We start from the raw sequence: 25371 nt of genomic DNA, 5'->3' as shown, positions 1-25371 counted from the left end.
CGCCTGGTGCGGCTGGATTGCCCGGAGAGCAATTTCAGCCCCTCCGGCGTTTGAGGAGCGGGGGTCCGGGGGCAGCGCCCCCGGCAGCGGCGCCGCACCCGTACCTAGGCGGGAGTTGAGTACCCGCGCCCTTTCGGGCGGCTCCTGCCGGAAGCGACCGTATGGCCATGACAGTCAGCGCACGCGACATGGCCGCAGCCACCCCCGCAGGCCGCGACCGGTACATCGACCTGCTCCGCGCCGCCTCCCTCGGCACCGTCATCGCCGGGCACTGGCTGATGGCCGCCGTCAGCGGCGACGGCATAGGGAACCTGCTCGCCCTCCTGCCCCCGCTCCAGGTGCTCACCTGGGGGCTCCAGGTCATGCCCGTCTTCTTCTTCGTCGGCGGGTTCTCGCACGCCCTGTCCTACCGCTCCCTGGCCCGCCGCTCCGACGGGCGGCCCGTCTACGCCGCCTTCCTGCGGGCCCGCCTCCAGCGCCTGCTGCGGCCGACCCTCGTCTTCGTGCTCGTCTGGGGCGCCGCCGCGCTCGCCGTCCAGCTCGCCGGCCGCGGCGCCGGGGGGCTGACCGGGGCCGCGCTTCGGCTGGTCACCCAGCCGCTCTGGTTCATCGGGATCTACCTCGCCATGGTCGCCTTCACCCCGCCCCTCCTGCGGCTGCACGAGCGATGGGGATGGGGGGCCTTCGCGGCGCTCCTCGCCGCGGCCGCCACCGTCGACGCCCTGCGCTTCGCGCTCGCGCTCCCGTACGTCGAGTTCCTGAACTTCGCCTTCGTCTGGCTCGCCGTCCACCAGCTCGGCTTCCTCCGCGCCGACGGCCGGATCACCCGCCGCCCCGCCCTCGGCCTCGCCGCCGCCGGCCTCGCCGGGGCCGTCCTGCTGGTGGCGTACGGGCCGTACCCGCTCTCCATGGTCGGGATGCCGGGCGAGAAGGTGTCCAACATGGCCCCGCCCACCCTCGCCCTGCTCTGCCACGGCACGTGGCTCGTCGGCGCCGTCCAGCTCGCCGCCGGCCCCGCCACCGCCTGGCTGCGCCGCCCCCGCGTGTGGCGCGGTGTCGTCGCGGCCAACGGGATCGCGATGACCGCCTTCCTCTGGCACCTCACCGCCATGCTCGCCGTCTACGGGGCCCAGCTCGCGCTCGGCCTGGACCTCCCGGCCCCCGCCACCGCGGCCTGGTGGGCGCAGGTTCCCGTACGGATCCTCCTGGCGGCCGCGCTGACCGCCCTGCTCGTCGCCGTCTTCCGCCGCTGGGAGGCCCCGGCCCGGCCCGCCACCACCGCCACCACCGCGCCCGGCAGCGGACCCCTCGCCGCCCTCGGCATCACCCTCAGCCTGCTCGGCATCCTCGGCCTGTCCATGACCGGCCTCGGCGGCCTCCTCGACGGCCACAGCGCCACCCTGATCGCCCTCCCGGTCACCGCACCCCTCGCCATCGGCATGGCACTGGCCGGCTGGCTCCTGGTGGAACGGCCCGGCCCGGCCCGGCGCGTTAGGCTGAGGGGCTGATCCACACCCTTTCCCTGGAGCGCGTCTGATGGCCGTCAATCTGGTCAATGTCGAGGCAGTCAGCAAGGTGTACGGCACACGTACCCTGCTCGACGGCATCTCCCTCGGCGTATCCGAGGGGGACCGGATCGGTGTCGTGGGCCGCAACGGCGACGGCAAGACCACCCTCATCCGGATGCTGGCCAAGCTGGAGGACCCCGACACCGGCCGCGTCACCCAGTCGGGCGGCCTGCGCATGGGTGTCCTCACCCAGCACGACTCCCTCGATCCCGCGGCCACCATCCGCCACGAGATCATCCGCGACATGGCCGACCACGAATGGGCCGGCAACGCCAAGATCCGCGACGTGCTCACGGGCCTCTTCGGCGGGCTCGACCTCCCCGGCTTCGGCCAGGGCCTCGACACCGTCATCGGCCCGCTCTCCGGCGGCGAGCGCCGCCGCATCGCGCTCGCGAAGCTGCTCATCGCCGACCAGGACCTCCTCGTCCTCGACGAGCCCACCAACCACCTCGACGTCGAGGGCATCGCCTGGCTGGCCGGGCACCTCCAGGAGCGCCGCTCCGCGCTCGTCTGCGTCACCCACGACCGCTGGTTCCTCGACCAGGTCTGCACCCGCATGTGGGACGTCCAGCGCGGTGACGTGCACGAGTACGAGGGCGGCTACAGCGACTACGTCTTCGCCCGCGCCGAGCGCGAGCGGATCGCCGCCACCGAGGAGCAGAAGCGGCAGAACCTGATGCGCAAGGAGCTGGCCTGGCTGCGCCGCGGCGCCCCCGCCCGGACCTCCAAGCCGCGCTACCGCATCGAGGCGGCCAACGAGCTGATCGCCGACGTCCCGCCGCCGCGCGACAAGTCCGAGCTGATGCGCTTCGCCAACGCCCGCCTCGGCAAGACCGTCTTCGACCTCGAGGACGTCAGCGTCCACGCCGGCCCCAAGGTGCTGCTCAAGCACCTCACCTGGCACCTGGGCCCCGGTGACCGCATCGGCCTCGTCGGCGTCAACGGCGCCGGCAAGACCTCCCTGCTGCGCGCGCTGGCCGAGGCCGCCCGCACCCAGGGCGAGGCCCAGCCCGCCTCAGGCAAGGTCACCGTCGGCAAGACGGTCCGGCTCGCCTACCTCTCGCAGGAGGTCGGCGAACTCGACCCGTCCCTGCGGGTCCTGGAGGCCGTGCAGCGCGTGCGCGACCGCGTCGACCTCGGCAAGGGCCGCGAGATGACGGCGGGTCAGCTGTGCGAGCAGTTCGGCTTCACCAAGGAGAAGCAGTGGACCCCGGTCGGCGACCTCTCCGGTGGTGAGCGGCGCAGGCTGCAGATCCTGCGGCTGCTGATGGACGAGCCGAACGTGCTGTTCCTCGACGAGCCCACCAACGACCTCGACATCGAGACGCTGACCCAGCTGGAGGACCTCCTCGACGGCTGGCCCGGCTCGATGATCGTGATCTCCCACGACCGGTTCTTCATCGAGCGCACCACCGACACGGTGATGGCCCTGCTCGGTGACGCGAGCCTGCGGATGCTGCCGCGCGGCCTGGACGAGTACCTGGAGCGCCGTCAGCGGATGATCGAGGCCGCCACCCCGGCCCCCGCCCCGGCCGCGGCCGCCGCGAAGTCCAGCTCCTCCGGGGACGCCCGCGCCGCGAAGAAGGAGCTCCAGAAGATCGAGCGCCAGCTCAACAAGATCTCCGACCGTGAGGGCAACCTGCACGCGCAGATCGCCGAGAACTCCACCGACTACGACAAGGTGGCCAAGCTCGACGCCGAGCTGCGCGAACTCCTCGCCGAGCGCGACGATTTGGAGATGCGCTGGCTGGAGCTGGCCGAAGAGGCGTAGCTCCTGAGCAGGGCGGGGCCGGGGCCCGAGGAGCTCCGGCCCGCCGCTCCGGCCGCGGTCCCGCGGGGCGGTTCCGCGGCTCCCGGCGCTCCAACTGGCCGGATAACGACGGCGTCACGGGCCGGTCCTCCCTTGGGAACAGGGGCGGACCGGGCCCGGCGCGCGACAGGCGTCAGTGATAGAAAGGTCATCCTCCACGACCCCTGACCCGAAGGTACGCGCTGATGACCGAGCCGCCCCAGCCGCCGAACCAGCCGCCGACACCTTCCGGTTACGGGCACCTCCCCGGCCCGCCGCAGCCCGGTTACGGATACCCGCCGCAAGGCGCGAATCCGTACGCCCAGCAGCCCCAGCAGCCGCAGCAGCCCATGCAGCCCCCCACCGTCCCGATGCAGCCCCCCGCCCACGGCTACGGCTACCCGCAGCAGCCCCCCGGTTCCGGCCCCGCCCCCGGCCTGCCTCCGAAGAAGAAGACGACCCTGCTGATCGCCGCCGGGGTCGCCGCCGTCCTCGTGGTCGGTACCGCCGGGTACTTCGCCTTCCGGAGCGGCGACGACAAGGACCCCAAGCAGCCCGTGGCACAGGGCTCCACCGACGCCGCCCCCTCCGGCTCCCCTTCCGTGGACAAGGGCGACGGCAGTGGCAACGGCGGCCAGGAAGCCGACCTCAACGCGGGCCGCAAGCAGGGCGAGGACAAGGTCCTCTGGCTCAAGTCCGCCAAGATCGACGGCCCCGGCATGGGCGTGGAGTCCGAGGGCCAGTGGGTCGTCGGGGACACCGTCGTCAAGAGCGTCTGGAAGAACCTCACCGGCTACGCGGCCACCGACGGCAAGGAGAAGTGGACCCTCCCCTTCCCCGCCGCGATCTGCGCCGTCACCCCGCAGACCACCACCGACGGCAAGACCGTCGTCATGTACAAGGACGGCGAGTCCGACACCGCCTCCTGCACCCAGATGCGCGTGGTCGACCTCAAGACGGGCAAGGAGGTCTGGTCCAAGGAGGTGCCCAAGGAGCAGCTCTTCGACATGTTCACCAGCCCCACCGTCGCCATCACCGGCGACACCGTCGCCATCAGCCGCAGCGGCACCGCCAGCGCCTTCAAGGTCAGCACCGGCGACAAGCTCTTCGCCAGCACCCAGGCCGAAGGCTGCAAGCCCGACTCCTACGCCGCCGGCAACGGCAAGATGGTCGCCCTCGCCACCTGCCTGGACGAGGACAAGACCGTCGAGATCCAGGGCACCGATCCGGTCACCGGCAAGAGGGGCTGGACCTTCCGCGCCCCCAAGGGCTTCAAGGTCACCAGCATCTACTCGGTGGACCCGCTCATCGTCGACCTCGGCAACGAGGCCTCCAAGGAGCGCTCCATCGCGGTCATCGGAGCCGACGGGAAGCAGACCGCCACCCTCACCGCCGAGGGCAAGTTCCCCGAAGGCTGCGGGGACACCGGCATCTTCCGCTCCCTGTCGACCTGCTCCACGGCCGTCGTCGACGGGGGCACCCTCTACCTGCCCACCGCACGGGACGGGAAGGGCAACGAGATCGTCGCCTTCGACCTCGCCAGCGGCAAGGCCAAGTGGCGCAGCCCGGCCGGGGACAAGCGCACCCTCATGCCGGTCAAGGCCGCGGGCGGCCAGCTGATCGCCTACCGCAAGGCGGAGCACGACAAGGGCGGAGAGATCCTCTCCATCCCCGCCGGCGGGGGCACCCCCACCGCGCTCCTGCGCAACCCGTCGGGCCCGGCCGCCCCGGTGGAGAGCTCCTTCAGCGCCCCGAAGGTCGACTACGTGGACGGACGGTTCTTCATCTCCGCCTCCCGCCTGCTGGCCAAGGGCAAGGACGAGAAGCTCCTCATGGTCTTCGGCAAGTGAACGCGTCCCCCGAGCCGCCCAGCGAGAGGCAGTAGCAACGCAATGAGTACCCCGCCGCCCCCCAGCCAGCCGCCGTCCGGCGGCTTCGGAGCGCCGCAGGATCCGCCGCCCGGCGGATTCGGCAAGCCGTCCCCGCCGCCCCCGGCGGGCCCCCCGGACCCCACCCTGCAGCAGCCCCCGGCCGCAGCGCCGGCGCAGCCCGCGTACGGCTACCCGCAGCCCGCACCCGCACCCGGATACGGCTACCCGCAGCAGCCCGGCACTCCGCAGCAGCCCGGCACCCCGCCGCCGTTCGGCCCGCCCACCACGCCCATGTACGCGCCGCAGCCCGCACCCGGCGCGGGCGGGGGCGCGGCCGGCAGCGCGGCCGGCAGCAACGACAAGCGCAACCAGCTGCTGATCGTCGGCGCGGCCCTCCTCGCCATCGTCCTCATCGTCGGCGGCGGCCTCTGGTACACCTCGGGCGACGGCGGCAGCGGCGGCGGCAACAACACCGCGGACGGCGGCACCAGCGCCGGCCCCGGCGGCGACAAGCCCAAGGGCGGCACGCCCGGCAGCGAGCAGCCGCCCGCCAACCCCAAGTCCAAGACCCTGCTCAACGTGCCCAGCCCGCAGCCGGCCGAGGTCACCGTGGTCGCCGGCTCCTGGCTCACCGACTCCACCTACGTGAAGTCCGACGTGGCCAAGGTCGTCGGCTACAACCTCGTCGACGGCGGCAAGAAGTGGGAGATCCCCTTCCCCGGCGAGCTGTGCGGCGCCACCAAGCACATCAGCGACAACAAGACGGCGGTCCTCTTCAAGGCCTCCATGCCCACGCCCGAGAACAAGTACGTGCAGTGCACCGAGGTCGGCGTCATCGACCTGGCCGCCGGTAAGCTCGTCTGGTCCGGCAACGCCAAGGGCGCCACCACCGGTGACAAGCCCGCCGCCTACTACGAGGTGACCCTCAGCGGCCAGACCGTCGCCGCCGGCGGCACCTCGGGCGGCGCCGCCTGGAACCTCGCCGACGGCAAGTCCCTGTGGACGCCCAAGGTCGACGGCGAAGGCTGCTACGACACCGGCTACGCGGGCGGCGAGGCCCTCGGCGTCATCCGCAAGTGCGGCCGCAGCCCCAACCAGACCGTGTACGCCCAGATCCTGGACCCGGCCACCGGCGCGCCCACCTCCTCGTACAAGCTCGCCGCGGGCATCGACTACGCCGGCATCGTCTCCACCAAGCCGCTGGTCGTCGCCGCCGACGTCGGCAAGACCGCCAAGAACGCCACCGGCGTCAGCGACCTGTTCGTCGTCGACCCCAAGGGCGAGCTGAAGGCGCGCATCTCCCTCTCCTCCGGGAACTTCAACGGCAAGTGCGCCGCCACCGAGGTCGAGAAGTGCACAGGCATGGTGGTCGGCGACGGCAAGCTCTACCTGCCGTCCTACGAGCACCAGGGCCAGTCCGGGAGCGGCCGCACCAACGAGCTGCTCTCCTTCGACCTGGAGACCGGCAAGCAGACCACCGACCGGGCCGACGCGGGCGAGAGCTTCCAGCTCACCCCGCTGCGCATGGACGGGTCGAACATCATCGCCTACAAGGAGCCCCCGTACGACAAGGGCGGCCAGATCGTCAGCATCGACGGCAGGACGATGAAGGAGACCCTCCTCATGCAGAACCCGTCGGACAAGGCGAGCCGGGCCGTCGAGACCGGCGGTTTCTCTCCCGAGTACTCCGAATACCGCTACCACAACGGCAAGCTCTTCATCTCCCGTACGACGGTGAAGAAGCCGTACTCGGACAAGAGCGACCCGGAGTACCTCTTCGTCTCGTTCACCGCGAGCTGAGCAGCAGCAGAAGCCCCCGGAAGGTCATTCCTTCCGGGGGCTTCTGCGCGGAACCCCCGCGCACCGTCGAACAAGCGTGTAGCTTGCCGGGTCAGAAGGGTCGGGGGTGGGTGCCTCAATGGGCGTACGGGTCGTGGTGGTCGACGAGCACCGGCTGCTGGCCGAGGCGCTCGCCTCTGCCCTGAAACTGCGCGGGCACCGCGTGCTCGCCGCCGCCGCCCCGGCCGGGGGCGCCGCCGAGCTGGTCATCAGCCGCGCCCCGGAGGTCTGCCTCCTGGGCACCGCCACGCCCGCCGAGCCGGGGGTCTTCGAACCGGTCGTCCGGATCAAGCGGGAGCGGCCCCAGATAGCCGTCGTGGTCCTCGGCCCGGTCCCCAGCCCGCGCGGGATCGCGGCCGCGTTCGCCGCCGGCGCCTCGGGGTACGTACGCCACGACGAGCGCATCGAGGGTGTGGAGCGGGCCCTGGCGAAGGCGCGGGCGGGGGAGGCCGCGATCTCCCCCCAGCTGCTGCAGGCGGCCTTCGCGGAGCTCCTGAACCCCGCCGCCCAGCCCGACGACGAGGGCAGCAGGCTGCTGCGGCTGCTCACCCCGCGCGAGGTGGAGGTGCTGGTCCGCGTCGCCGAGGGCGAGGACACCCGGCTCATCGCCGCCGGGATGGAGATCGCGCCGAGCACCGCCCGTACGCACGTGCAGCGGGTGCTGATGAAGCTGGGCGTGGGATCGCGCCTGGAGGCGGCCGCGCTGGCCGCCCGTACGGGCCTGCTGGAGCGGGCCCAGGACTGACGCGCGAGGGCGCGGGACCGCCGCGGCGGGCCGCCGGAACGCGGCCCCGATTTCCCCATGGGCGCGGAATCGGGTATGCCAGTGGGCGGCATGTGGATGCTCCGCGTGCGCACCCCCGCGAGAGGCAGTAGGCGAGTGAGGAACAAATACCTGGTGACCGGTGGCGCCGGATACGTCGGCAGCGTGGTCGCCGCACACCTCCTGGAGGCCGGCCACGAGGTCACCGTCCTGGACGACCTCAGCACCGGCTTCCGCGAAGGCGTCCCCGCGGGCGCCGCGTTCATCGAGGGCCGGATCCAGGACGCCTCCCGGTACCTGGACTCCTCCTACGACGCGGTGCTGCACTTCGCGGCCTTCTCGCAGGTCGGCGAGTCCGTGGTGAACCCGGGCAAGTACTGGGAGAACAACGTCGGCGGGACCCTCGCCCTGCTGGCCGCCATGCGCGAGGCGGGCGTGCGCAAGCTCGTGTTCTCCTCCACCGCCGCCACCTACGGCGAGCCGACCGAGGGGCTGCTCACCGAGGCCTCGGTGACCGCGCCGACCAACCCGTACGGGGCCTCGAAGCTGGCCGTGGACCACATGATCGCGGGGGAGTGCGTGGCGCACGGCCTGGCCGCGGTGTCCCTGCGCTACTTCAACGTGGCCGGCGCCTACGGCGAGTTCGGCGAGCGGCACGCCCCCGAGACGCACCTGATCCCGCTGGTCCTCCAGGTCGCGCTGGGCGAGCGGGAGTCGATCTCGGTGTTCGGCGAGGACTACCCGACCCCCGACGGCACCTGCGTACGCGACTACATCCACGTCGCGGACCTGGCGGAGGCGCACCTGGCCGCCCTCAAGGCCGCCACCGCCGGCGAGCACCTGATCTGCAACCTGGGCAACGGCAGCGGCTTCTCGGTCCGCGAGGTCGTCGAGACGGTCCGCAAGGTGACCGGCCACGACATCCCCGAGGTCGTCGCCCCGCGCCGGGCCGGCGACCCGGCGACCCTGGTGGCCTCCGCGCGCACGGCCCACGAGCGCCTCGGGTGGACCCCGAGCCGCCCGGACCTCACCGGGATCATCCAGGACGCGTGGAACTTCGCGCGGACGCACGCCTCCGCCGCCTCCTGAGCCACCCCTTTCCCGCACGCCCCCCGCGCCGCCCGGTGCGGGGGGCGTGCGCGTAGGGGCCGTACGCGGGAGCCGGGCGCTGTGCGCGGGCGCCCGGCGTGCACACGCCGGGTGAAATGCTCCCCGTGCAACTGCCCGTGGCACACGCTGGTCGGGAAGCCGCCATCCGGACCTTCGGCACAGTCGAAATCAAGCCACCACAAAGGCCGTTCGGAACCTCCGCACCGGAAAATCGCCGGGAAAACTTCCGCTATTCGGCCAACCATCGGCCGCCCCCGGCCCTACGCTGATGCGTGACACCGGTGGGGGCCGGTGTTGATTCAGGGGTCGAGACAAGTCGGGTACGTCGTCCGGTCCGGGGTAGTGCAGAGATGTCACGGCGGCGGCCGCGGCGGCTGCGGATCACCCGGTCCGGGCGCCGTACCCGCAGTCGTCCGTTTCCCCGACCCTTGGGGGTTTTGTGGTTCGTATCCGGGTTCTCGTGGTCGACGATCACCGCATCTTCGCCGAATCCCTCGCAGCCGCGCTCGCGGCCGAGCCGGACGTGGACGTGTCCGCGGCCGGCAGCGGTCCCGCCGCACTGCGCTGCCTCGAACGCGCGGTGGCCGAGGGCCGCCGCTTCGACGTCATGCTGGTCGACGCCGACCTCGGCGCGCCGGCCGGGGCCGTGCCCGCCCAGCGGGAGTCGGGGTCCGGGCCGCCACCGCCCGCCGCGGACGGGATCGCCCTGGTGGCCGGGGTGCGCGCGTCCCACCCCGGGGTCCGCACGGTCGTGCTCGCCGAACGCGACGACCCCCGCCGGGCGGCCCTCGCACTCCAGGCGGGAGCCTCGGGCTGGGTGGCGAAGGACTGCTCGCTCTCGCGGCTGCTCACCGTCATCCGCGGTGTCCTGCGCGAGGAAACCCACCTTCCGCCCGCGCTGCTCACCGGAGTGCTCCGCGAACTGACCGCCGCGCGCAAGCACCGTACGGACAGTGAACGGCTCGTCGAGTCGCTCACCCCGCGCGAGCACGAGGTGCTGCGCTGCATGGTGGCCGGGCTGGGCCGCAAGGACGTGGCGGCGCGGCTGTTCCTGTCCCCGCACACGGTCCGCACCCACATGCAGAACGTGCTGGGCAAGCTCGGGGTGCACTCGACCCTGGCGGCGGTGGCACTGGCCCGGCGGGCCGGCGTGCGGCCCGCGGACCTAGCCGGGGATGTTGTCGAACGGAGCGGTCAACTGGCGTAGCAGCCCGGCGAGATCGCCGCGCTCGCTGCGCGAGAGCTGGGCGAGGATCGCCCGCTCCTGGGCCAGCAGTCCGGCGAGGGCCTGGTCGGCGCGGTCCCTGCCCTCGGGGGTCAGCCGCACCAGGACCCCCCGGCGGTCGCTGGGGTCGGGCAGCCGTTCGACGAGGCCCTTCTTGGCGAGCCGGTCGATGCGGTTGGTCATGGTGCCGGAGGTGACCAGGGTCTGGGTCAGCAACTGGCCGGGGGAGAGCTGGTAGGGCGCGCCGGCGCGGCGCAGGGAGGTCAGCACGTCGAACTCCCACGGCTCCAGGCCGTGCTCGGAGAAGGCGAGCCTGCGGGCGCGGTCGAGGTGCCGCGCGAGCCTGCTGACGCGGCTCAGTACCTCGAGCGGTTCCACGTCGAGGTCAGGGCGCTCCCGCCGCCATGCCGCTACCAGTCGGTCGACCTCGTCCTCCATGCCGATCAGTGTAAGGGGTCTGTCGATGTGAAGTCTCTTCATGTCAAGTCTCTTGACCACAAGTATCTTGACGTCGAGATATAAAGTGCGCGACCATGGGGCATGGAGGGGGCCGAGACAGGTTCCGCTTCCGACAGCCCCGCCAGCAGGGAGGCTCGAACATGCATTCCGATACCGCCCAGGCCAGGATCCCCACGGCCGGTTTCCTCTCCGACCCCTCCGCACCCACCTGGGACCCCCAGCAGTACCTCCGGCACGCCGGACACCGCACACGCCCCTTCCTCGACCTCCTGACCCGGATACCCGAACTCCCCACCCTCCCCGGCCGCATCGCCGACCTCGGCTGCGGCCCCGGCAACGTCACCGCCCTCCTCGCCGGCCGCTGGCCCGCGGCCCGCATCACCGGCTTCGACCTCTCCCCGGAGATGCTCCACCGCGCCGACACCGAGTACGCCGGCCCCACCGGCGCGGGCGGCAGCCTCGAATTCCGCCACGCGGACCTCGGCGCCTGGCTCCCCGACGAGCCCTACGACCTGATCGTCTCCAACGCCGCCCTCCAATGGGTCCCCAACCACCCCGCCTCCTTCCCCGCCTGGATAAACGGCCTGCGCCCCGGCGGCACCTTCGCCTTCCAGATCCCCGGCAACTTCACCGCCCCCAGCCACGCCCTGCTCGCCGAACAGTGCGACACCCCGCGCTGGCGGGCCCGCCTCGCCGGCCACGGCGCCCGCTACATCCACCACCTCGAACCCGCCGAATACCTCGCCCGGTTCACCGAACTCGGCTGCGCCGTCGACGTCTGGGAAACCACCTACCACCAGCTGCTCCACGGCCCCGACCCCGTACTCGACTGGGTCAAGGGCACCGCACTGCGGCCCGTCCTCACCGCCCTGGGCGACGACCGGGAAGCCGTCGACACCTTCCTCGTCGAATACCGCGACCGGCTGCGCGCCGCCTACCCGCCCGGCCCCCGCGGCACCGTCTTCCCCTTCCGCCGCATCTTCGCCGTCGCCCGCAAGGAGGCCTGACCGTGCTGACCGCCGTCGACCACGTCCAGCTCGCCGCTCCGCCCGGGTCCGAAGACCGGCTGCGCACCTACTACACCGACGTCCTGGGCATGACCGAGATCCCCAAACCGGGCGTCCTCGCCACACGCGGGGGCTGCTGGTTCGCCGCCGGACCGGTCCAGCTGCACCTCGGCGTCGAGGCCGGCTTCCGCCCCGCCCGCAAAGCCCACCCCGGACTGCGGGTGACCGGCATCGAGGCGTACGCCAGGAGACTGGAGGAACGCGGCGCCAAAGTCGTCTGGGACGACGACCTACCGGGCCACCGCCGCTTCTACTCCGAAGACCCCGTCGGCAACCGCCTCGAATTCCTGGAACCGATCACCATCCGGCGGTAGACCGCAGGCCCGCAGTCCGCAGCCCGCCACGCACGTCCCGCACATACGACGGCGCCGGCGGCTCAGCTCTTGCGGCGGCCCACCAACTGCGGCTTCGACTCCAGCCCGTCCAGCCCGTGCCACGCCAGGTTCACCAGATGCGCGGCGACCTCCGCCTTCTTCGGCTTGCGCACGTCCAGCCACCACTGCCCCGTCAGCGCCACCATCCCCACCAGCGCCTGCGCGTACAGCGGCGCCAGCTTCGGATCAAAGCCCCGCGCCTTGAACTCCAGACCCAGGATGTCCTCGACCTGCGTGGCGATATCGCTGATCAGCGACGCGAAAGTGCCCGTCGACTGCGCCACCGGGGAATCCCGTACGAGGATCCGGAAACCGTCCGTGTACGACTCGATGTAGTCCAGCAGCGCGAACGCCGCCTGCTCCAGCAGCTCCCGCGGATGCCCGGCCGTCAACGCGCCCGTCACCCCGTCCAGCAACTGCCGCATCTCCCGGTCCACGACGACCGCGTACAGACCCTCCTTGCCGCCGAAGTGCTCGTACACCACCGGCTTGGACACCCCGGCCTTCGCCGCGATCTCCTCCACCGACGTGCCCTCGAAACCCTTCTCCGCGAACAGGGTCCGGCCGATGTCCAGCAGTTGCTGGCGCCGCTCCGCGCCCGTCATCCTCACCCGGCGGCCACGCCTGGGCTTGTCACTGCTGGAATTACCGCCGTCGATCGCCACGCCCCCCATCATGCCGCGTTCGACGCGTTTTCCCTGCGGCGGGCATCGATGCGCGAGGACGACGGCCAGCGCACGTCCGTGGCCCAGCCCAGCTGCTCGAACCAGCGGATCAGCCGCGCACTGGAGTCGACCTGACCACGCAGCACCCCGTGCCGCGCCGACGTCGGATCCGCGTGGTGCAGGTTGTGCCACGACTCCCCGCACGACAGCACCGCCAGCCACCACACATTGCCCGACCGGTCCCGCGACTTGAACGGCCGCTTGCCCACCGCGTGACAGATCGAGTTGATCGACCACGTCACGTGGTGCAACAGCGCCACGCGCACCAGCGAACCCCAGAAGAACGCCGTGAACGCACCCCACCAGGACATCGTCACCAGACCACCCACCAGCGGCGGGATCGCCAGCGACACCATCGTCCAGTAGATGAAGTCACGCGAGATCCGCCGGATCGCCGGATCCTTGATCAGATCGGGCGCGTACTTCTGCTGATCGGTCTGCTCCTCGTCGAAGAGCCAGCCGATGTGCGCCCACCACAGACCCTTCATCAGCGCCGGCACCGTCTCGCCGAACCGCCACGGCGAATGCGGGTCGCCCTCGTGGTCCGAATACTTGTGGTGCTTGCGGTGGTCCGCCACCCAGCGCACCAGCGGCCCCTCCACCGCCATCGACCCCATCACGGCCAGGACGATCCGCAGCGGCCGCTTCGCCTTGAACGAACCGTGCGTGAAATAGCGGTGGAAACCGATGGTGATCCCGTGACACGCCAGGAAGTACATGAACACCATCAGGCCCAGATCCAGCCAGCTCACCCCCCAGCCCCAGGCCAGCGGAACCGCCGCCAGCAGCGCCAGGAAGGGAACGGTGATGAACAGCAGAAGGGCGATCTGCTCGATGGACCGCTTGTTCTCGCCGCCGAGCGTCGCGGACGGCGTGGACGTATCGGAGGGCGCCGAAGAACCCTCGATCAGATCGGGACTGGTGGTCATGGAAGTCCCCTGGGGGGTGAGGAGGGGGAAAGGAACCGGCAGGTGCCGCCCTGATCACGGACCCTACGGACCCGTAACCTACGGCAACGTAAGTATGGCAAAGCCCGAGCCCACGGCAACAGGAGCGCGGCCGCAGCGCACACGCAGGCGCACACGCCGCACGCACGAGCCCCCGCCACGCCCCGGACGAACCCCTGAAGAACCCCTACCGAAACCCGGACGAGCCGCCCCGTGAGCCCCGGATGAACCCCCGATGAGCCGCCTGATGAGACATTTGCCCAGGCACACGCCCCGGACACCTATCCTGGGTCCCGTCGGACAGCGCGGTCCGCACGGGCAGCCCGAGCTGCGCATCAGAGGCATCAGGAGCCCCACGGTGCGCGCCGCCGGGAAGCCCACCGCCCAGTAGCGCTCGAACACTGCAAGGAGCCGCACCTGTGAGCAGTGCTGACCAGGCCGCCCACGCCCAGGCCACCCCCGTCACCCCCGCCGCCACCGCCAACGCGGAACTGCGCGCGGACATCCGCCGACTCGGCGACCTCCTCGGGGAGACCCTCGTCCGCCAGGAAGGCCAGGACCTCCTCGACCTCGTCGAACGCGTCCGCGCCCTCACCCGCACCGACGGCGAAGCCGCCGCCGCGCTGCTCGGCGACACCGACCTGGAGACCGCCGCCAAGCTCGTACGCGCCTTCTCCACCTACTTCCACCTCGCCAACGTCACCGAACAGGTACACCGCGGCAAGGAACTGCGCGCCCACCGCGCCGCGGAAGGCGGCCTCCTCGCCCGCACGGCCGACATGCTCAAGGACGCCGACCCCGAGCACCTGCGCGAAACGGTCAAGAACCTCAACGTCCGCCCCGTCTTCACCGCACACCCCACCGAAGCGGCCCGCCGCAGCGTCCTCAACAAGCTGCGCCGCATCGCCGCCCTCCTCGAAGAGCCCGTCACCGGCGCCGGCGACCGCCGCCGCCACGACCTGCGCCTCGCCGAGAACATCGACCTCGTCTGGCAGACCGACGAACTGCGCGTCGTCCGCCCCGAACCCGCCGACGAGGCCCGCAACGCCATCTACTACCTCGACGAGCTCCACGCGGGCGCCGTCGGCGACGTCCTCGAAGACCTCTCCGCCGAACTCCAGCGCGTCGGCGTCGAACTCCCCGCCGGCACCCGCCCCCTCACCTTCGGCACCTGGATCGGCGGCGACCGCGACGGCAACCCCAACGTCACCCCCGACGTCACCCGCGACGTACTGATCCTCCAGCACGAACACGGCATCACCGACGCCCTCGAACTCATCGACTTCCTGCGCGGACTGCTCTCCAACTCCATCCGCTACACCGGAGCCACCGAGGAACTCCTCGCCTCCCTCCAGGCCGACCTCGAACGCCTCCCCGAAATCAGCCCCCGCTACAAGCGGCTGAACGCCGAGGAGCCGTACCGCCTCAAGGCCACCTGCATCCGCCAGAAGCTCCTCAACACCCGCCAGCGCCTCGCCAAGGGCACCCCCCACGAGGAAGGCCGCGACTACCTCGGCACCGCCGAGCTCCTCACCGACCTCACCCTCATCCAGACCTCCCTGCGCGAACACCGCGGCGCCCTCTTCGCCGACGGCCGCATGGACCGCACCATCCGCACGCTGGCCGCCTTCGGCCTCCAGCTCGCCACCATGGACGTCCGCGAACACGCCGACGCCCACCACCACGCCCTCGGCCAGCTCTTCGACCGGCTCGGCGAGGAATCCTGGCGCTACGCCGACATGCCCCGCGACTACCGCGGCAAGCTCCTCGCCAAGGAACTCCGCTCGCGCCGCCCCCTGGCACCCACCCCGGCCCCCCTCGACGCCGCCGGCCAGAAGACCCTCGGCGTCTTCCTCGCCATCAAGGACGCCTTCGAGAAGTTCGGCCCCGAAGTCATCGAGTCCTACATCATCTCGATGTGCCAGGGCGCCGACGACGTGTTCGCCGCCGCCGTCCTCGCCCGCGAAGCCGGCCTCGTCGACCTCCACGCCGGCTGGGCCAAGATCGGCATCGTCCCGCTCCTGGAGACCACCGACGAGCTCCGCGCCGCCGACGTCATCCTCGACGAAATGCTCGCCGACCCCTCCTACCGCCGCCTCGTCTCCCTGCGCGGCGACGTCCAGGAGGTCATGCTCGGCTACTCCGACTCCTCCAAGTTCGGCGGCATCACCACCAGCCAGTGGGAAATCCACCGCGCCCAGCGCCGCCTGCGCGACGTCGCCCACCGCTACGGCGTGCGCCTGCGCCTCTTCCACGGCCGCGGCGGCACCGTCGGCCGCGGCGGCGGCCCCTCCCACGACGCGATCCTCGCCCAGCCCTGGGGCACCCTCGAAGGCGAGATCAAGGTCACCGAGCAGGGCGAGGTCATCTCCGACAAGTACCTCGTGCCGTCCCTGGCCCGTGAGAACCTCGAACTGACCGTCGCCGCGACCCTGCAGGCCTCCGCCCTGCACACCGCGCCCCGCCAGTCCCCCGACGCCCTCACCCGCTGGGACGCGGCCATGGAGACCGTCTCCGACGCCGCCCACACCGCCTACCGCGCGCTCGTCGAGGACCCCGACCTGCCGGCGTACTTCTTCGCCGCCACCCCCGTCGACCAGCTCGCCGACCTCCACCTCGGCTCCCGCCCCTCCCGCCGCCCCGACTCCGGCGCCGGCCTCGACGGCCTGCGCGCCATCCCGTGGGTCTTCGGCTGGACCCAGTCCCGCCAGATCGTCCCCGGCTGGTACGGAGTCGGCTCCGGCCTCAAGGCCCTGCGCGAAGCCGGCCAGGAAGACGTCCTCGCCGAGATGGGCGAACGCTGGCACTTCTTCCGCAACTTCCTCTCCAACGTCGAGATGACGCTGGCCAAGACCGACCTGCGGATCGCCCGCCACTACGTCGACACCCTCGTACCCGACGAGCTGAAGCACGTCTTCGACCGCATCGAGGCCGAACACGCGCTCACCGTCGCCGAAGTCCTGCGCATCACCGGCGGCAGCCGTCTCCTCGACTCCAACCCGGTACTCCAGCAGACCTTCGCCGTCCGCGACGCCTACCTGGACCCGATCTCCTACCTCCAGGTCTCCCTGCTGGCCCGCCAGCGCGCCGCCGCCGCCCGCGGCGAGACCCCGGACCCGCTGCTCGCCCGAGCCCTGCTGCTCACCGTCAACGGCGTGGCCGCGGGCCTGCGCAACACCGGCTGACACGGAGCACCGGTATCCGTGTCCATCACCCTTTGTGATGACGGACACGGATACCGGCCGCTACCGTGGACGTCCAGGACCCCAATCCCGTCCATGGGAGCAACCATGACTGCCGAGCCCGTACACGACTGGTCGAGGCCGCCGTTGGACGGGTACACGGTGGATGACCTGCTGACGCTGCCGGACCTCCCGCGACACACCGAGCTGATCGACGGGAGCCTGGTCTTCGGGAGTCCGCAACGCTTCATCCACTCCGATCTCATTGACTTCCTTGCCGCCCGGCTGCGGCTGGCCGCCCCGCGGCACACGAAGGTCGCGCGAGAGATGACCGTGGTGATCGACAAGCGCAACGGGCCCGAACCGGATATCTCAGTCGTACGGCGAGAAGCCTGCACCAGCCCCTTGCAGACCCACTTCTACGCCGCCGACGTCTTGCTCGCTGTCGAAGTGGTCTCGCCCGAGTCTGAAGCCCGGGACACCAAAACCAAACTGCACAAGTACGCCGCCGCAGGCATCCCGAACTACTGGATCGTCAAGATCGAAGGCGACGAAGCGATCGAACCGGTCGTGTACGTCTACGAGCTGGACCCCCACACACGTGCCTACGTCTGCCAGGGGATCCACACCAAGCCGTTCAGCGTTGCACGGCCCTTCGCCGCTGAAATCGACTTCGACGGGCTCGACAAAATGTAGCCCTCAGGAGTTGTACGCCGACTGCGCCCGCTCCAGGCCCTCCTGGACCAGGCACTCCACCGCATCCGCGGCCCGGTCCACGAACCAGTCCAGCTCCTTGCGCTCCGTCGAGGAGAAGTCCTTCAGCACGAAGTCCGCGACCTGCATCCGCCCCGGCGGCCGGCCGATGCCGCACCGCACCCGGTGATAGTCCGGGCCCATCGACTTCGTCATCGACTTCAGACCGTTGTGGCCGTTGTCCCCGCCGCCCAGCTTCAGCCGCAGCGTCGGGTAATCGATGTCCAGCTCGTCATGGACCGCCACGATCCGGTCCAGCGGCACCTTGTAGAAGTCCCGCAGGGCCGTCACCGGACCACCCGACAGGTTCATGAACGACATCGGCTTCGCCAGCACCACCCGGCGGTTCGCCGGCCCCGGCGGACCGATACGGCCCTCCACCACCTGCGCCCGCGCCTTGTGCGCCTTGAACTTCCCGCCGATCCGCTCCGCCAGCAGATCGGCCACCATGAAACCGATGTTGTGGCGGTTGCCCGCGTACTCCGCTCCCGGATTCCCGAGACCGACGATCAGCCAGGGCGCCGCGTCGTCCGACATCACATGCTCCTTAAGGCCTGGAAGCCTGGAAAGCCTGAAAAGAAAGACGACCGCCGTCCCGCTCCAGTGGAGCCGGACGGCGGTCGGTCAGCAACTGCTGAGGGGGTGGGGCGAGGCTCAGGCCTCTTCGCCCTCGGTGGCCTCCTCGGCCGGCTCCTCGGCCTGCGGGGCGACGACCTGCAGAACGGCGGTCTCACCGTCGACGGCCAGCGTGGTGCCGGCCGGCAGGACCAGGTCCGAGGCGTGCACGGTCGCACCGGCCTCCAGGCCCTCGATCGAGACGGTGATCTCGGTCGGGATGTGGGTGGCCTCGGCCTCGACCGAAACGGTCGCCAGCAGGGTCTCCAGCAGGTTGCCGCCGGCGGCCAGCTCGCCCTCGGTCACGACCGGAACGTCGACGGTGACCTTCTCGCCCTTCTTGACGATCAGGAAGTCGACGTGCGAGATGGAACGCTTCAGGGGGTGACGCTGCACGGCCTTCGGGATGACCAGCTCGGTGCCGTCGCCCGCGATGTCCAGGGAGATCAGGACGTTCGGCGTACGCAGCGCCAGCAGCAGGCCGTGGCCCTCGACGTTGACGTGCTTCGGGGCGTTGCCGTGGCCGTAGATGACACCGGGAACCAGGGCGTCGCGACGGGCCTGGCGGGCAGAGCCCTTGCCGAAGGTGTCACGGAGCTGGGCGGAAAGCTTGACCTCGGACATGCTCACTCCTCGTGGGGTGACGGAAAAAAGGACACGGTCACCCGGCCGAAACGGCCTGCTACGAAGAGCGCGTCGATAACGGAGCCCCGCACACAAAAGTGCGGCCTCCCTCGCCGAGCAACTTCATGAGTCTACCCGGCGGGGAGGCCGCACTTCAAAAGGATCTACGCAGAGCCCTTACTGCTGCTCTTCGAACAGGCTCGTCACCGAGCCGTCCTCGAAGACCTCACGCACCGCGCGCGCGATCATCGGGGCGATCGACAGCACCGTGATCTTGTCGAGCTCCAGGTCCGACGGATCCGGCAGGGTGTTCGTGAACACGAACTCGCTGACCTTGGAGTTCTTCAGGCGGTCCGCCGCCGGGCCCGACAGGATGCCGTGCGTGGCCGTCACGATGACGTCCTCCGCGCCGTGCGCGAACAGCGCGTCGGCGGCGGCGCAGATCGTGCCACCCGTGTCGATCATGTCGTCCACCAGGACGCACACGCGGCCCTTGACCTCACCGACGACCTCGTGGACCGTCACCTGGTTGGCGACGTCCTTGTCACGACGCTTGTGCACGATCGCCAGCGGCGCGTCCAGACGGTCACACCAGCGGTCGGCCACGCGCACGCGACCGGCGTCCGGAGACACGATCGTCAGCTTCGAACGGTCCACCTTCGCGCCCACGTAGTCCGCGAGGACGTTCAGGGCCGACAGGTGGTCCACCGGGCCGTCGAAGAAGCCCTGGATCTGGTCCGTGTGCAGATCCACCGTGAGGATGCGGTCCGCACCCGCGGTCTTCAGCAGGTCCGCCACCAGACGCGCCGAGATCGGCTCACGGCCCTTGTGCTTCTTGTCCTGACGGGCATACCCGTAGGACGGAACGATCACGGTGATCGAACGCGCCGACGCGCGCTTCAGCGCGTCGATCATGATCAGCTGCTCCATGATCCACTTGTTGATCGGAGCCGTGTGGCTCTGGATCAGGAAGCAGTCCGCGCCACGCGCCGACTCCTGGAAGCGAACGTAGATCTCACCGTTCGCGAAGTCGAAAGCCTTGGTCGGCACGAGGCCGACGCCCAGCTGGTGCGCGACCTCCTCGGCCAGCTCGGGGTGGGCGCGGCCGGAGAAGAGCATCAGCTTCTTCTCGCCGGTCGTCTTGATCCCGGTCACAGCACTGTCTCCTCAGACGTGTTGAAAGCTGCTCGCCCCCATGTGCGTCCGTCCCGCACACGGTGAGCCAGCCGAATTGCGTGCACCTATCACGGTACGCCGTCCCAGACGTACCCGTTTCCGGTCAGTTCACCTCAACGGCCGTCGGAGTCCACCTGGACCGCCGACTGAGCCGCCGTCGCGGACGCACTTCCCGGACGCTTGCGAGCCACCCAACCCTCGATATTCCGCTGCTGGCCACGGGCGACGGCCAGCGCACCGGGCGGTACGTCCTTCGTGATCACCGACCCGGCAGCCGTGTAGGCACCGTCCCCGATGGTGACCGGTGCCACAAACATGTTGTCCGACCCCGTCTTACAGTGCGAGCCGACCGTGGTGTGGTGCTTGTGCTCACCGTCGTAGTTCACGAAGACGCTGGCGGCGCCGATGTTGCTGTACTCGCCGATCGTCGCGTCACCCACGTACGACAGGTGCGGCACCTTCGTACCCTCGCCGATCGTCGCGTTCTTCATCTCCACGTACGTGCCGGCCTTCGCCTTCACGCCCAGGTCCGTCCCCGGCCGCAGGTACGCGAACGGCCCCACGGTCGCCTCGGCACCCACCACCGCGCCGTCCGCCACCGTGTTGTCCACACGGGCACCCGCGCCCACCGTGGTGTCCTTCAGCCGCGTGTTCGGGCCGACCTCGGCACCCTCCGCGATGTGCGTGGCACCCAGGAGCTGCGTACCCGGGTGGATCAGCGCGTCCTGCCCGAACGTCACCGTCACGTCCACGAACGTGCTGGCCGGGTCCACGACCGTCACGCCCGCGAGCATGGCCTGCTCCAGCAGGCGCGCGTTCAGCAGCGCACGGGCCTCGGCGAGCTGCACCCGGTTGTTGATCCCGAGGATCTGACGGTGGTCGCTGCCGACCGAGGCGCCGACGCGGTGCCCGGCCTCGCGCAGGATCCCCAGCACGTCGGTGAGGTACTCCTCGCCCTGGCTGTTGTCCGTACGGACCTTGCCGAGCGCGTCGGCCAGCAGGGCGCCGTCGAAGGCGAACACCCCGGAGTTGATCTCCCGGATGGCGCGCTGGGCGTCGGTGGCGTCCTTGTGCTCGACGATGGCCGTCACGGCGCCGGTCTGCGCGTCGCGCACGATGCGGCCGTAGCCGGTGGAGTCCGGCACCTCGGCGGTGAGCACGGTGACGGCGTTGCCGTCGGCCTCGTGCGTGGCCGCGAGCTGCTTCAGCGTCTCGCCGGTCAGCAGGGGGGTGTCGCCGCAGACGACGATCACGGTGCCGTCCGGCGTGCCGCCGAGCTCCTGGAGGGCCATCCGGACGGCGTGCCCGGTGCCGTTCTGCTCGTACTGCACGGCCGTGCGGACGCCGGCGTCGATGCCGGCGAGGTGCGCGGTGACCTGCTCCCGGGCGTGCCCGACGACCACGACGAGGTGGGCGGGGTCCAGCTCGCGGGAGGCGGCGACGACGTGACCGACGAGCGAGCGCCCGCAGATCTCGTGCAGAACCTTGGGTGTGGCCGACTTCATGCGGGTGCCTTCACCCGCTGCGAGTACGACGACGGCTGCCGGGCGGTTGGCGCTCACGGGTGTGTCCTTCGGCTTCGGGTGGTGGACCCGTGAAGGATACCGGGGCGTTAAGGGGCCGAAACGAGGGCGGGTCCCGACCGTGATGGTCAGGACCCGAACCTTGCTTTGCTCCCCTGCCAGGACTCGAACCCGGACATAGGACTCCAAAGGTCCCAGTGCTGCCGATTACACCACAGGGGATAGCAAAGCCGACTAAATCGGACATTCGCCTCTGTTGATCGAGTCGACGGCACCTACTATGCCGCACCAGGCGCCTTCGATGCGACGGTACAAATCGGAGCCCTTCAGGACGCGTACCCGAAGGCAGCCGCGATACGTGTCGCCTACGTTCTTCCGGTTCGTGCGGGGGGTGTGTCGCTTGAGAGTCGTCTTCCCGAAGTGAGACGCGTCCAGCCCTACCGTCTCGATCCAGTACTGCTCCGCCTTCGCGACATCGGCGGATTCGTGGATCTGGACGGCGAATCTGAGCTGGTCGTCCGTTACGCCCACGAGGCGCAGCCATGCGAGGAAGGTGCGAATCATGCCCGCGTCGCTGTTCACGAAGGTGATCTGGGGGTGCGGCTGATGGGGCTTGGTCTTTCCGCCCTCGGCCCAGTAGAGGCCGATGCCGAGTAGGAAGAGCTCCCGGTCGGTGAGTTCGCCGATCTCCTCACGCGCCAACTGGCGCGTCGCTTCGTACCCGACCTTTCTGAGTGCATAGGCCTTCGCGCGGCCCTGCTGCGCTCGCACCATGTCCGTGCCGGGCGGTCGATGGGTCCGTTCAGGCTTCGGGAGGTCGCGGACCCAGAGGGAGATCGAGCTCTTCGAGCAGCCGAGCTCCAGTTGGATCTGGTCGTACGTCATGCCCTGGAGGCGGAGTTCGCGGGCGCGGTCGCGGAGGTCGTCCTTCGCGTTGGGCCGCTTCGTCCACTCGGGGGCCGGTTCGCCCTCCAGGAGGCGGTTCAGGATGTCGTTGTTGTGGACGGACAGGCGGTCGCGGATCTGGCGGCGGCTGAGGCCCTCGCGGCGCAGGGCCACCGCCTGCTCGCGGAGGGCTTCGAAGGTCGTGGCGCCGCTGCGGAGGCCGCCGGTGCCGTCGCCGGGGCGACGTCGGATGTCGGTCATGTCCAATATCGTCCGGAATGTGGGATTCAGGTCTTGAGTACTGGACGTTTCCGTCGTACGTGCGATTACTCGCGGTTCTCGGGATTTTCGTTCGAGCGTGTGCTGGGGCCCCTGCGTACGCTGGACGCCATGACCAGTACGGGGGAAGTGGAAGGCCGCGCTGGGCCGCCTTTGGGGTGGGTGCGGCGGCGGGATGTCGTGGTGGATTTCGCGCTCGGCGGGGTGTCCGCCGTCGAGTGCGGGTGGGAGGGCGTGTCCTTTGCCGCCGAGGCGGGGATTCCGGCCGTCCTCGGGGTGCTGTTCGGGATCGCGGTGGGGGCCGTGCTCGTACTGCGGCGGCGCTGGCCGATCGCCGTGGTGCTGGTGGGGATCGGCATCACGCCGGCGGTGATGGGCTTCCTGCTCGGGGTGGTGGGGCTGTACACGCTGGCCTCCTCCGAGGTGCCCCGGCGGATCACCGCCACGCTGACCTCGATGGCGCTGGCCGCGACCTTCGCCGTGATGTACATGCGGACCAGCGGGGACGTGGAGGCGGGCCGCACGTTCGTGCTGATGCTGTCCGTCTTCGTGGCGGTGGCGCTGACCGTGCCGCCGGTGCTGTTCGGGCTGTACATCGGGGCGCGGCGGCGGTTGATGGAGAGCCTGCAGGAGCGGGCGGATTCGCTGGAGCGGGAGCTGTCGCTGCTCGCGGACCGGGCGGAGGAGCGCGCGGAGTGGGCGCGTACGGAGGAGCGGACGCGGATCGCGCGGGAGATGCACGACGTCGTGGCGCACAGGGTGTCGCTGATGGTGGTGCACGCGGCGGCGCTGGAGGCGGTGGCGGTGAAGGATCCGGCGCGGGCGGCGAAGAACGCGGCGCTGGTGGGGGACATGGGGCGGCAGGCGCTGACGGAGTTGCGGGAGATGTTGGGGGTGTTGCGGGCTGCCGAGAAGCCGGTGCCGGCGGTGCGGCCCGTTTCGGCGCCGGTGGCGTTGGTGGGGGGTTTTGAGGACGGGCCTTCGCTGGATGAGCTGGAGGTGCTGGTCGGGCAGTCGCGGGCGGCCGGGATGGTCGTGGAGATGGTGGTGCAGGGGGAGGGCGGTGCGGGGTATGCGGCGGAGGTGGAGCAGACGGCGTACCGGGTGGTGCAGGAGGCGTTGACCAATTGCCACAAGCACGCTCCGGGGGCGCGGGTGACGGTGCGGCTCGCGCATCGGGAGGGGGAGGTGGCGATGCAGGTGGAGAACGGGCCGTGTGACGGGTCTTCCGCGGAGCCGGGGCTTCCCAGTGGGGGGAACGGGTTGGTGGGGATGCGGGAGCGGGTGTTGGGGCTGGGCGGGGTGTTCGTGTCGGGGCCGACGGATGCGGGTGGGTTCAGGGTGTCGGCCGTGCTCCCGGTGGGTTAGGCGGCCGGTGCGGAGTCCGGCGCGGCGCCGCTGCCGGGGCTCCGCCCCGGGCCCCGCGCGTCAAGCGCCGGCGGAGCCGGATGTGCCTGGCGGGGCCCGGATGTGTCCGGTGGGGGTCAGGCTGTGGTGAGGCGGGTGGGTTGGAGGCCCGTGAGGAGGAGGGTGAGGGCTTCGTCGATGCTTGCGCCGAGGTACCAGTCGCCGGTGTGGTCGATGCCGTAGACGCGGCCTTCGCGGTCGAGGGCGAGGTGGGAGCTGCCGTCGGCCTCGGTGCCGAGGGGGCAGAGCTGGGTGGAGAGTGCGCGGCCCAGGTCGGCGAAGGTGCGGGCGAGGTAGAGGCCGGTGAGGGGGTCCAGGCGGATGGCGGTGGGGGCTATCTGGCGGCCGGGGCCGGGGGCGGAGACGGTGAGGCCGCCGAATTCGGCCCAGGCTTCGACGGCGGCGGGGAAGACGGTGTGGCGGTGCCCGGCGGGGGTGGTGTGGTCCCGGAGGGCGTCGGCCCAGTACTCGGCCTGCTTGATGTCCCAGCGGCCGGGCTCCCAGCCGGCGGTGCGCAGGGCGGAGTCCACGGCGCCGGGGAAGCGGGTGGCCGAGGAGCGGTCGTAGGAGGCGGAGGCTGAGGTGGTCATGGCTACTCCGCTGGGGTGAGGTCGACGGGGCGTACGCCGAAGTGGGCGAGGAGGGCGTCGCAGGAGCGGCAGGGGGGTGCGTAGCTGCCGTGGAGGGGGTCGCCGTCCTCGCGGATGCGGCGGGCGGTGATCTTCGCGTGTTTGAGGGAGCGGCGGGCTTCGTTGGCGGAGAGGGGTTTGCGGGAGGCGCGTCGGGAGCGGGCGCCTTCCACTGCGGCGAGGTGGCGGGAGAGCAGGATCGCCTCGGGGCAGCGGCCGGTGAAACGTTCGCGCTGGCCGCTGGTGAGGGTGTCGAGGAAGTCCTGGACGAGGGGGTGGAGTACGGGCGGGTGGTCGGCTTTGCCGGCGGTGCCGGTGAGGGTTTCGCCGCGTACGGAGAGGGCGGCGGCGATGGTCGGCAGGATGCCGTCGCGGCGGAAGCGCAGGACGGGTGCGGCGGGTCGGCCGTCGGTGCTGCTCCAGCGCAGGCGGGGGTCGCCTCCGGGGCCGTTGTCGGGTGCGCCCGGTTCGGCGGTCGGGCCGGCGGTCGGGCCGGTGGTGTCGGCCGCATCTGTGCGTGTTGCCGTGTTCTGCATGGTCGCGCTTTCCCTCCCGTGGCCG

General features: G+C 70.8%; 22 protein-coding genes and 1 tRNA gene. 12 read left to right on the top strand and 11 right to left on the bottom strand.

The window, feature by feature from the left end; all coding sequences use genetic code 11:
• Positions 1-167 precede the first annotated feature (167 nt).
• The 7 genes from ACFTXQ_RS33720 to ACFTXQ_RS33690 all read left to right on the top strand — a co-directional run bounded on the left by ACFTXQ_RS33720 (position 168) and on the right by ACFTXQ_RS33690 (position 10147).
• Positions 168-1508 carry an acyltransferase gene (locus ACFTXQ_RS33720; RefSeq protein WP_382648564.1) on the top strand — a complete coding sequence of 447 codons (1341 nt, stop codon included), beginning with the start codon at positions 168-170 and terminating at the stop codon, positions 1506-1508.
• 28 nt (positions 1509-1536) lie between these two features.
• Positions 1537-3339, top strand: coding sequence for an ABC-F family ATP-binding cassette domain-containing protein (locus ACFTXQ_RS33715; protein WP_382648561.1), 1803 nt, complete (start codon positions 1537-1539; stop codon positions 3337-3339).
• Positions 3340-3563: 224 nt separating this feature from the next.
• A complete protein-coding gene (locus ACFTXQ_RS33710) occupies positions 3564-5207 on the top strand; it encodes a PQQ-binding-like beta-propeller repeat protein (protein ID WP_382648559.1) in 1644 nt (547 codons plus the stop codon).
• A gap of 42 nt (positions 5208-5249) precedes the next feature.
• On the top strand, positions 5250-7028 hold the full coding sequence (locus tag ACFTXQ_RS33705) for a PQQ-binding-like beta-propeller repeat protein (RefSeq protein ID WP_382648556.1): 1779 nt from the start codon (positions 5250-5252) through the stop codon (positions 7026-7028).
• A 118-nt stretch (positions 7029-7146) separates the two neighbouring features.
• Entirely contained in the window at positions 7147-7812 is a 666-nt protein-coding gene (locus tag ACFTXQ_RS33700) for a response regulator transcription factor (RefSeq protein WP_382648568.1), read from the top strand.
• Positions 7813-7947: 135 nt separating this feature from the next.
• The gene (gene galE / locus ACFTXQ_RS33695) at positions 7948-8919 is read left to right on the top strand and encodes a UDP-glucose 4-epimerase GalE (protein ID WP_382648553.1); all 972 of its coding nucleotides are present in this window, start codon (positions 7948-7950) and stop codon (positions 8917-8919) included.
• Between the two features lie 460 nt (positions 8920-9379).
• Positions 9380-10147: a LuxR C-terminal-related transcriptional regulator gene (locus ACFTXQ_RS33690; RefSeq protein ID WP_382648550.1), complete on the top strand. Its 768-nt coding sequence runs from the start codon at positions 9380-9382 to the stop codon at positions 10145-10147.
• On the opposite strand, the gene ACFTXQ_RS33685 is transcribed toward ACFTXQ_RS33690, so the two are convergent.
• A complete protein-coding gene (locus ACFTXQ_RS33685) occupies positions 10106-10603 on the bottom strand; it encodes a MarR family winged helix-turn-helix transcriptional regulator (protein ID WP_382648547.1) in 498 nt (165 codons plus the stop codon). The genes ACFTXQ_RS33690 and ACFTXQ_RS33685 overlap by 42 nt on opposite strands.
• A 161-nt stretch (positions 10604-10764) precedes the next feature.
• Between ACFTXQ_RS33685 and ACFTXQ_RS33680 the strand changes: the two genes are divergently transcribed.
• On the top strand, positions 10765-11631 hold the full coding sequence (locus tag ACFTXQ_RS33680; RefSeq protein WP_382648544.1) for a trans-aconitate 2-methyltransferase: 867 nt from the start codon (positions 10765-10767) through the stop codon (positions 11629-11631).
• 2 nt (positions 11632-11633) lie between these two features.
• Complete coding sequence (locus ACFTXQ_RS33675; protein ID WP_382648541.1) at positions 11634-12005, top strand: VOC family protein; 372 nt, start codon at positions 11634-11636, stop codon at positions 12003-12005.
• 62 nt (positions 12006-12067) lie between these two features.
• On the opposite strand, the gene ACFTXQ_RS33670 is transcribed toward ACFTXQ_RS33675, so the two are convergent.
• Together ACFTXQ_RS33670 and ACFTXQ_RS33665 are read right to left on the bottom strand one after the other, a co-directional pair.
• Positions 12068-12742: a TetR/AcrR family transcriptional regulator gene (locus ACFTXQ_RS33670; RefSeq protein WP_030827526.1), complete on the bottom strand. Its 675-nt coding sequence runs from the start codon at positions 12740-12742 to the stop codon at positions 12068-12070.
• Positions 12739-13719, bottom strand: coding sequence for an acyl-CoA desaturase (locus ACFTXQ_RS33665; RefSeq protein ID WP_382648538.1), 981 nt, complete (start codon positions 13717-13719; stop codon positions 12739-12741). The genes ACFTXQ_RS33670 and ACFTXQ_RS33665 overlap by 4 nt, the downstream gene beginning before the upstream one ends.
• 437 nt (positions 13720-14156) lie before the next feature.
• Here ACFTXQ_RS33665 and ppc point away from each other — a divergent pair, with 437 nt between their 5' ends.
• Together ppc and ACFTXQ_RS33655 are read left to right on the top strand one after the other, a co-directional pair.
• Positions 14157-16922, top strand: a complete 2766-nt coding sequence (ppc, locus tag ACFTXQ_RS33660) for a phosphoenolpyruvate carboxylase (RefSeq protein WP_382648536.1) — start codon at positions 14157-14159, stop codon at positions 16920-16922.
• Positions 16923-17027: 105 nt separating this feature from the next.
• Positions 17028-17615 (top strand): Uma2 family endonuclease, encoded by a 588-nt coding sequence (locus ACFTXQ_RS33655; protein ID WP_382648533.1) that lies wholly within the window; start codon positions 17028-17030, stop codon positions 17613-17615.
• A 3-nt stretch (positions 17616-17618) separates the two neighbouring features.
• Here ACFTXQ_RS33655 and pth read toward each other — a convergent pair whose 3' ends face one another.
• The 6 genes from pth to ACFTXQ_RS33625 all read right to left on the bottom strand — a co-directional run bounded on the left by pth (position 17619) and on the right by ACFTXQ_RS33625 (position 22756).
• Entirely contained in the window at positions 17619-18209 is a 591-nt protein-coding gene (gene pth, locus ACFTXQ_RS33650) for an aminoacyl-tRNA hydrolase (protein WP_382648530.1), read from the bottom strand.
• A 117-nt stretch (positions 18210-18326) separates the two neighbouring features.
• A complete protein-coding gene (locus ACFTXQ_RS33645; RefSeq protein ID WP_382648528.1) occupies positions 18327-18911 on the bottom strand; it encodes a 50S ribosomal protein L25/general stress protein Ctc in 585 nt (194 codons plus the stop codon).
• Positions 18912-19088: 177 nt separating this feature from the next.
• A complete protein-coding gene (locus tag ACFTXQ_RS33640; protein WP_382648525.1) occupies positions 19089-20066 on the bottom strand; it encodes a ribose-phosphate diphosphokinase in 978 nt (325 codons plus the stop codon).
• A 134-nt stretch (positions 20067-20200) separates the two neighbouring features.
• Positions 20201-21649: a bifunctional UDP-N-acetylglucosamine diphosphorylase/glucosamine-1-phosphate N-acetyltransferase GlmU gene (glmU, locus tag ACFTXQ_RS33635; protein WP_382648522.1), complete on the bottom strand. Its 1449-nt coding sequence runs from the start codon at positions 21647-21649 to the stop codon at positions 20201-20203.
• A gap of 111 nt (positions 21650-21760) precedes the next feature.
• Positions 21761-21832: transfer RNA gene (locus ACFTXQ_RS33630), tRNA-Gln, on the bottom strand.
• 12 nt (positions 21833-21844) lie between these two features.
• Positions 21845-22756, bottom strand: coding sequence for a hypothetical protein (locus tag ACFTXQ_RS33625; RefSeq protein WP_382648519.1), 912 nt, complete (start codon positions 22754-22756; stop codon positions 21845-21847).
• A 129-nt stretch (positions 22757-22885) separates the two neighbouring features.
• On the opposite strand from ACFTXQ_RS33625, the gene ACFTXQ_RS33620 reads away from it, so the two are divergent.
• Positions 22886-24142 carry a sensor histidine kinase gene (locus ACFTXQ_RS33620; protein ID WP_382648516.1) on the top strand — a complete coding sequence of 419 codons (1257 nt, stop codon included), beginning with the start codon at positions 22886-22888 and terminating at the stop codon, positions 24140-24142.
• A gap of 116 nt (positions 24143-24258) precedes the next feature.
• On the opposite strand, the gene ACFTXQ_RS33615 is transcribed toward ACFTXQ_RS33620, so the two are convergent.
• Positions 24259-24771, bottom strand: a complete 513-nt coding sequence (locus tag ACFTXQ_RS33615; RefSeq protein ID WP_382648513.1) for an SUKH-3 domain-containing protein — start codon at positions 24769-24771, stop codon at positions 24259-24261.
• 2 nt (positions 24772-24773) lie between these two features.
• Positions 24774-25346: a YwqJ-related putative deaminase gene (locus ACFTXQ_RS33610; RefSeq protein ID WP_382648566.1), complete on the bottom strand. Its 573-nt coding sequence runs from the start codon at positions 25344-25346 to the stop codon at positions 24774-24776.
• Between the last annotated feature and the right edge of the window lie 25 nt (positions 25347-25371).

The sequence above is a fragment of the Streptomyces sp. NPDC057010 genome (assembly GCF_042673805.1).
Taxonomy (GTDB): domain Bacteria; phylum Actinomycetota; class Actinomycetes; order Streptomycetales; family Streptomycetaceae; genus Streptomyces.
The sequence above is the reverse complement of the archived record's forward strand: the minus strand, read 5'-3'. Positions and strand labels throughout refer to the sequence as shown.

Excerpts from the sequence above, each read along its gene's own strand:
- ACFTXQ_RS33720 (WP_382648564.1), top strand. The coding sequence starts at position 168 with ATGACAGTCAGCGCACGCGACATGGCCGCAGCCACCCCCGCAGGCCGC.
- ACFTXQ_RS33715 (WP_382648561.1), top strand. The coding sequence starts at position 1,537 with ATGGCCGTCAATCTGGTCAATGTCGAGGCAGTCAGCAAGGTGTACGGC.
- ACFTXQ_RS33710 (WP_382648559.1), top strand. The coding sequence starts at position 3,564 with ATGACCGAGCCGCCCCAGCCGCCGAACCAGCCGCCGACACCTTCCGGT.
- ACFTXQ_RS33705 (WP_382648556.1), top strand. The coding sequence starts at position 5,250 with ATGAGTACCCCGCCGCCCCCCAGCCAGCCGCCGTCCGGCGGCTTCGGA.
- ACFTXQ_RS33700 (WP_382648568.1), top strand. The coding sequence starts at position 7,147 with ATGGGCGTACGGGTCGTGGTGGTCGACGAGCACCGGCTGCTGGCCGAG.
- ACFTXQ_RS33685 (WP_382648547.1), bottom strand. The coding sequence starts at position 10,603 with ATGGAGGACGAGGTCGACCGACTGGTAGCGGCATGGCGGCGGGAGCGC.
- ACFTXQ_RS33680 (WP_382648544.1), top strand. The coding sequence starts at position 10,765 with ATGCATTCCGATACCGCCCAGGCCAGGATCCCCACGGCCGGTTTCCTC.
- ACFTXQ_RS33670 (WP_030827526.1), bottom strand. The coding sequence starts at position 12,742 with ATGATGGGGGGCGTGGCGATCGACGGCGGTAATTCCAGCAGTGACAAG.
- ACFTXQ_RS33665 (WP_382648538.1), bottom strand. The coding sequence starts at position 13,719 with ATGACCACCAGTCCCGATCTGATCGAGGGTTCTTCGGCGCCCTCCGAT.
- ACFTXQ_RS33655 (WP_382648533.1), top strand. The coding sequence starts at position 17,028 with ATGACTGCCGAGCCCGTACACGACTGGTCGAGGCCGCCGTTGGACGGG.
- pth (WP_382648530.1), bottom strand. The coding sequence starts at position 18,209 with ATGTCGGACGACGCGGCGCCCTGGCTGATCGTCGGTCTCGGGAATCCG.
- ACFTXQ_RS33645 (WP_382648528.1), bottom strand. The coding sequence starts at position 18,911 with ATGTCCGAGGTCAAGCTTTCCGCCCAGCTCCGTGACACCTTCGGCAAG.
- ACFTXQ_RS33625 (WP_382648519.1), bottom strand. The coding sequence starts at position 22,756 with ATGACCGACATCCGACGTCGCCCCGGCGACGGCACCGGCGGCCTCCGC.
- ACFTXQ_RS33620 (WP_382648516.1), top strand. The coding sequence starts at position 22,886 with ATGACCAGTACGGGGGAAGTGGAAGGCCGCGCTGGGCCGCCTTTGGGG.
- ACFTXQ_RS33615 (WP_382648513.1), bottom strand. The coding sequence starts at position 24,771 with ATGACCACCTCAGCCTCCGCCTCCTACGACCGCTCCTCGGCCACCCGC.
- ACFTXQ_RS33610 (WP_382648566.1), bottom strand. The coding sequence starts at position 25,346 with ATGCAGAACACGGCAACACGCACAGATGCGGCCGACACCACCGGCCCG.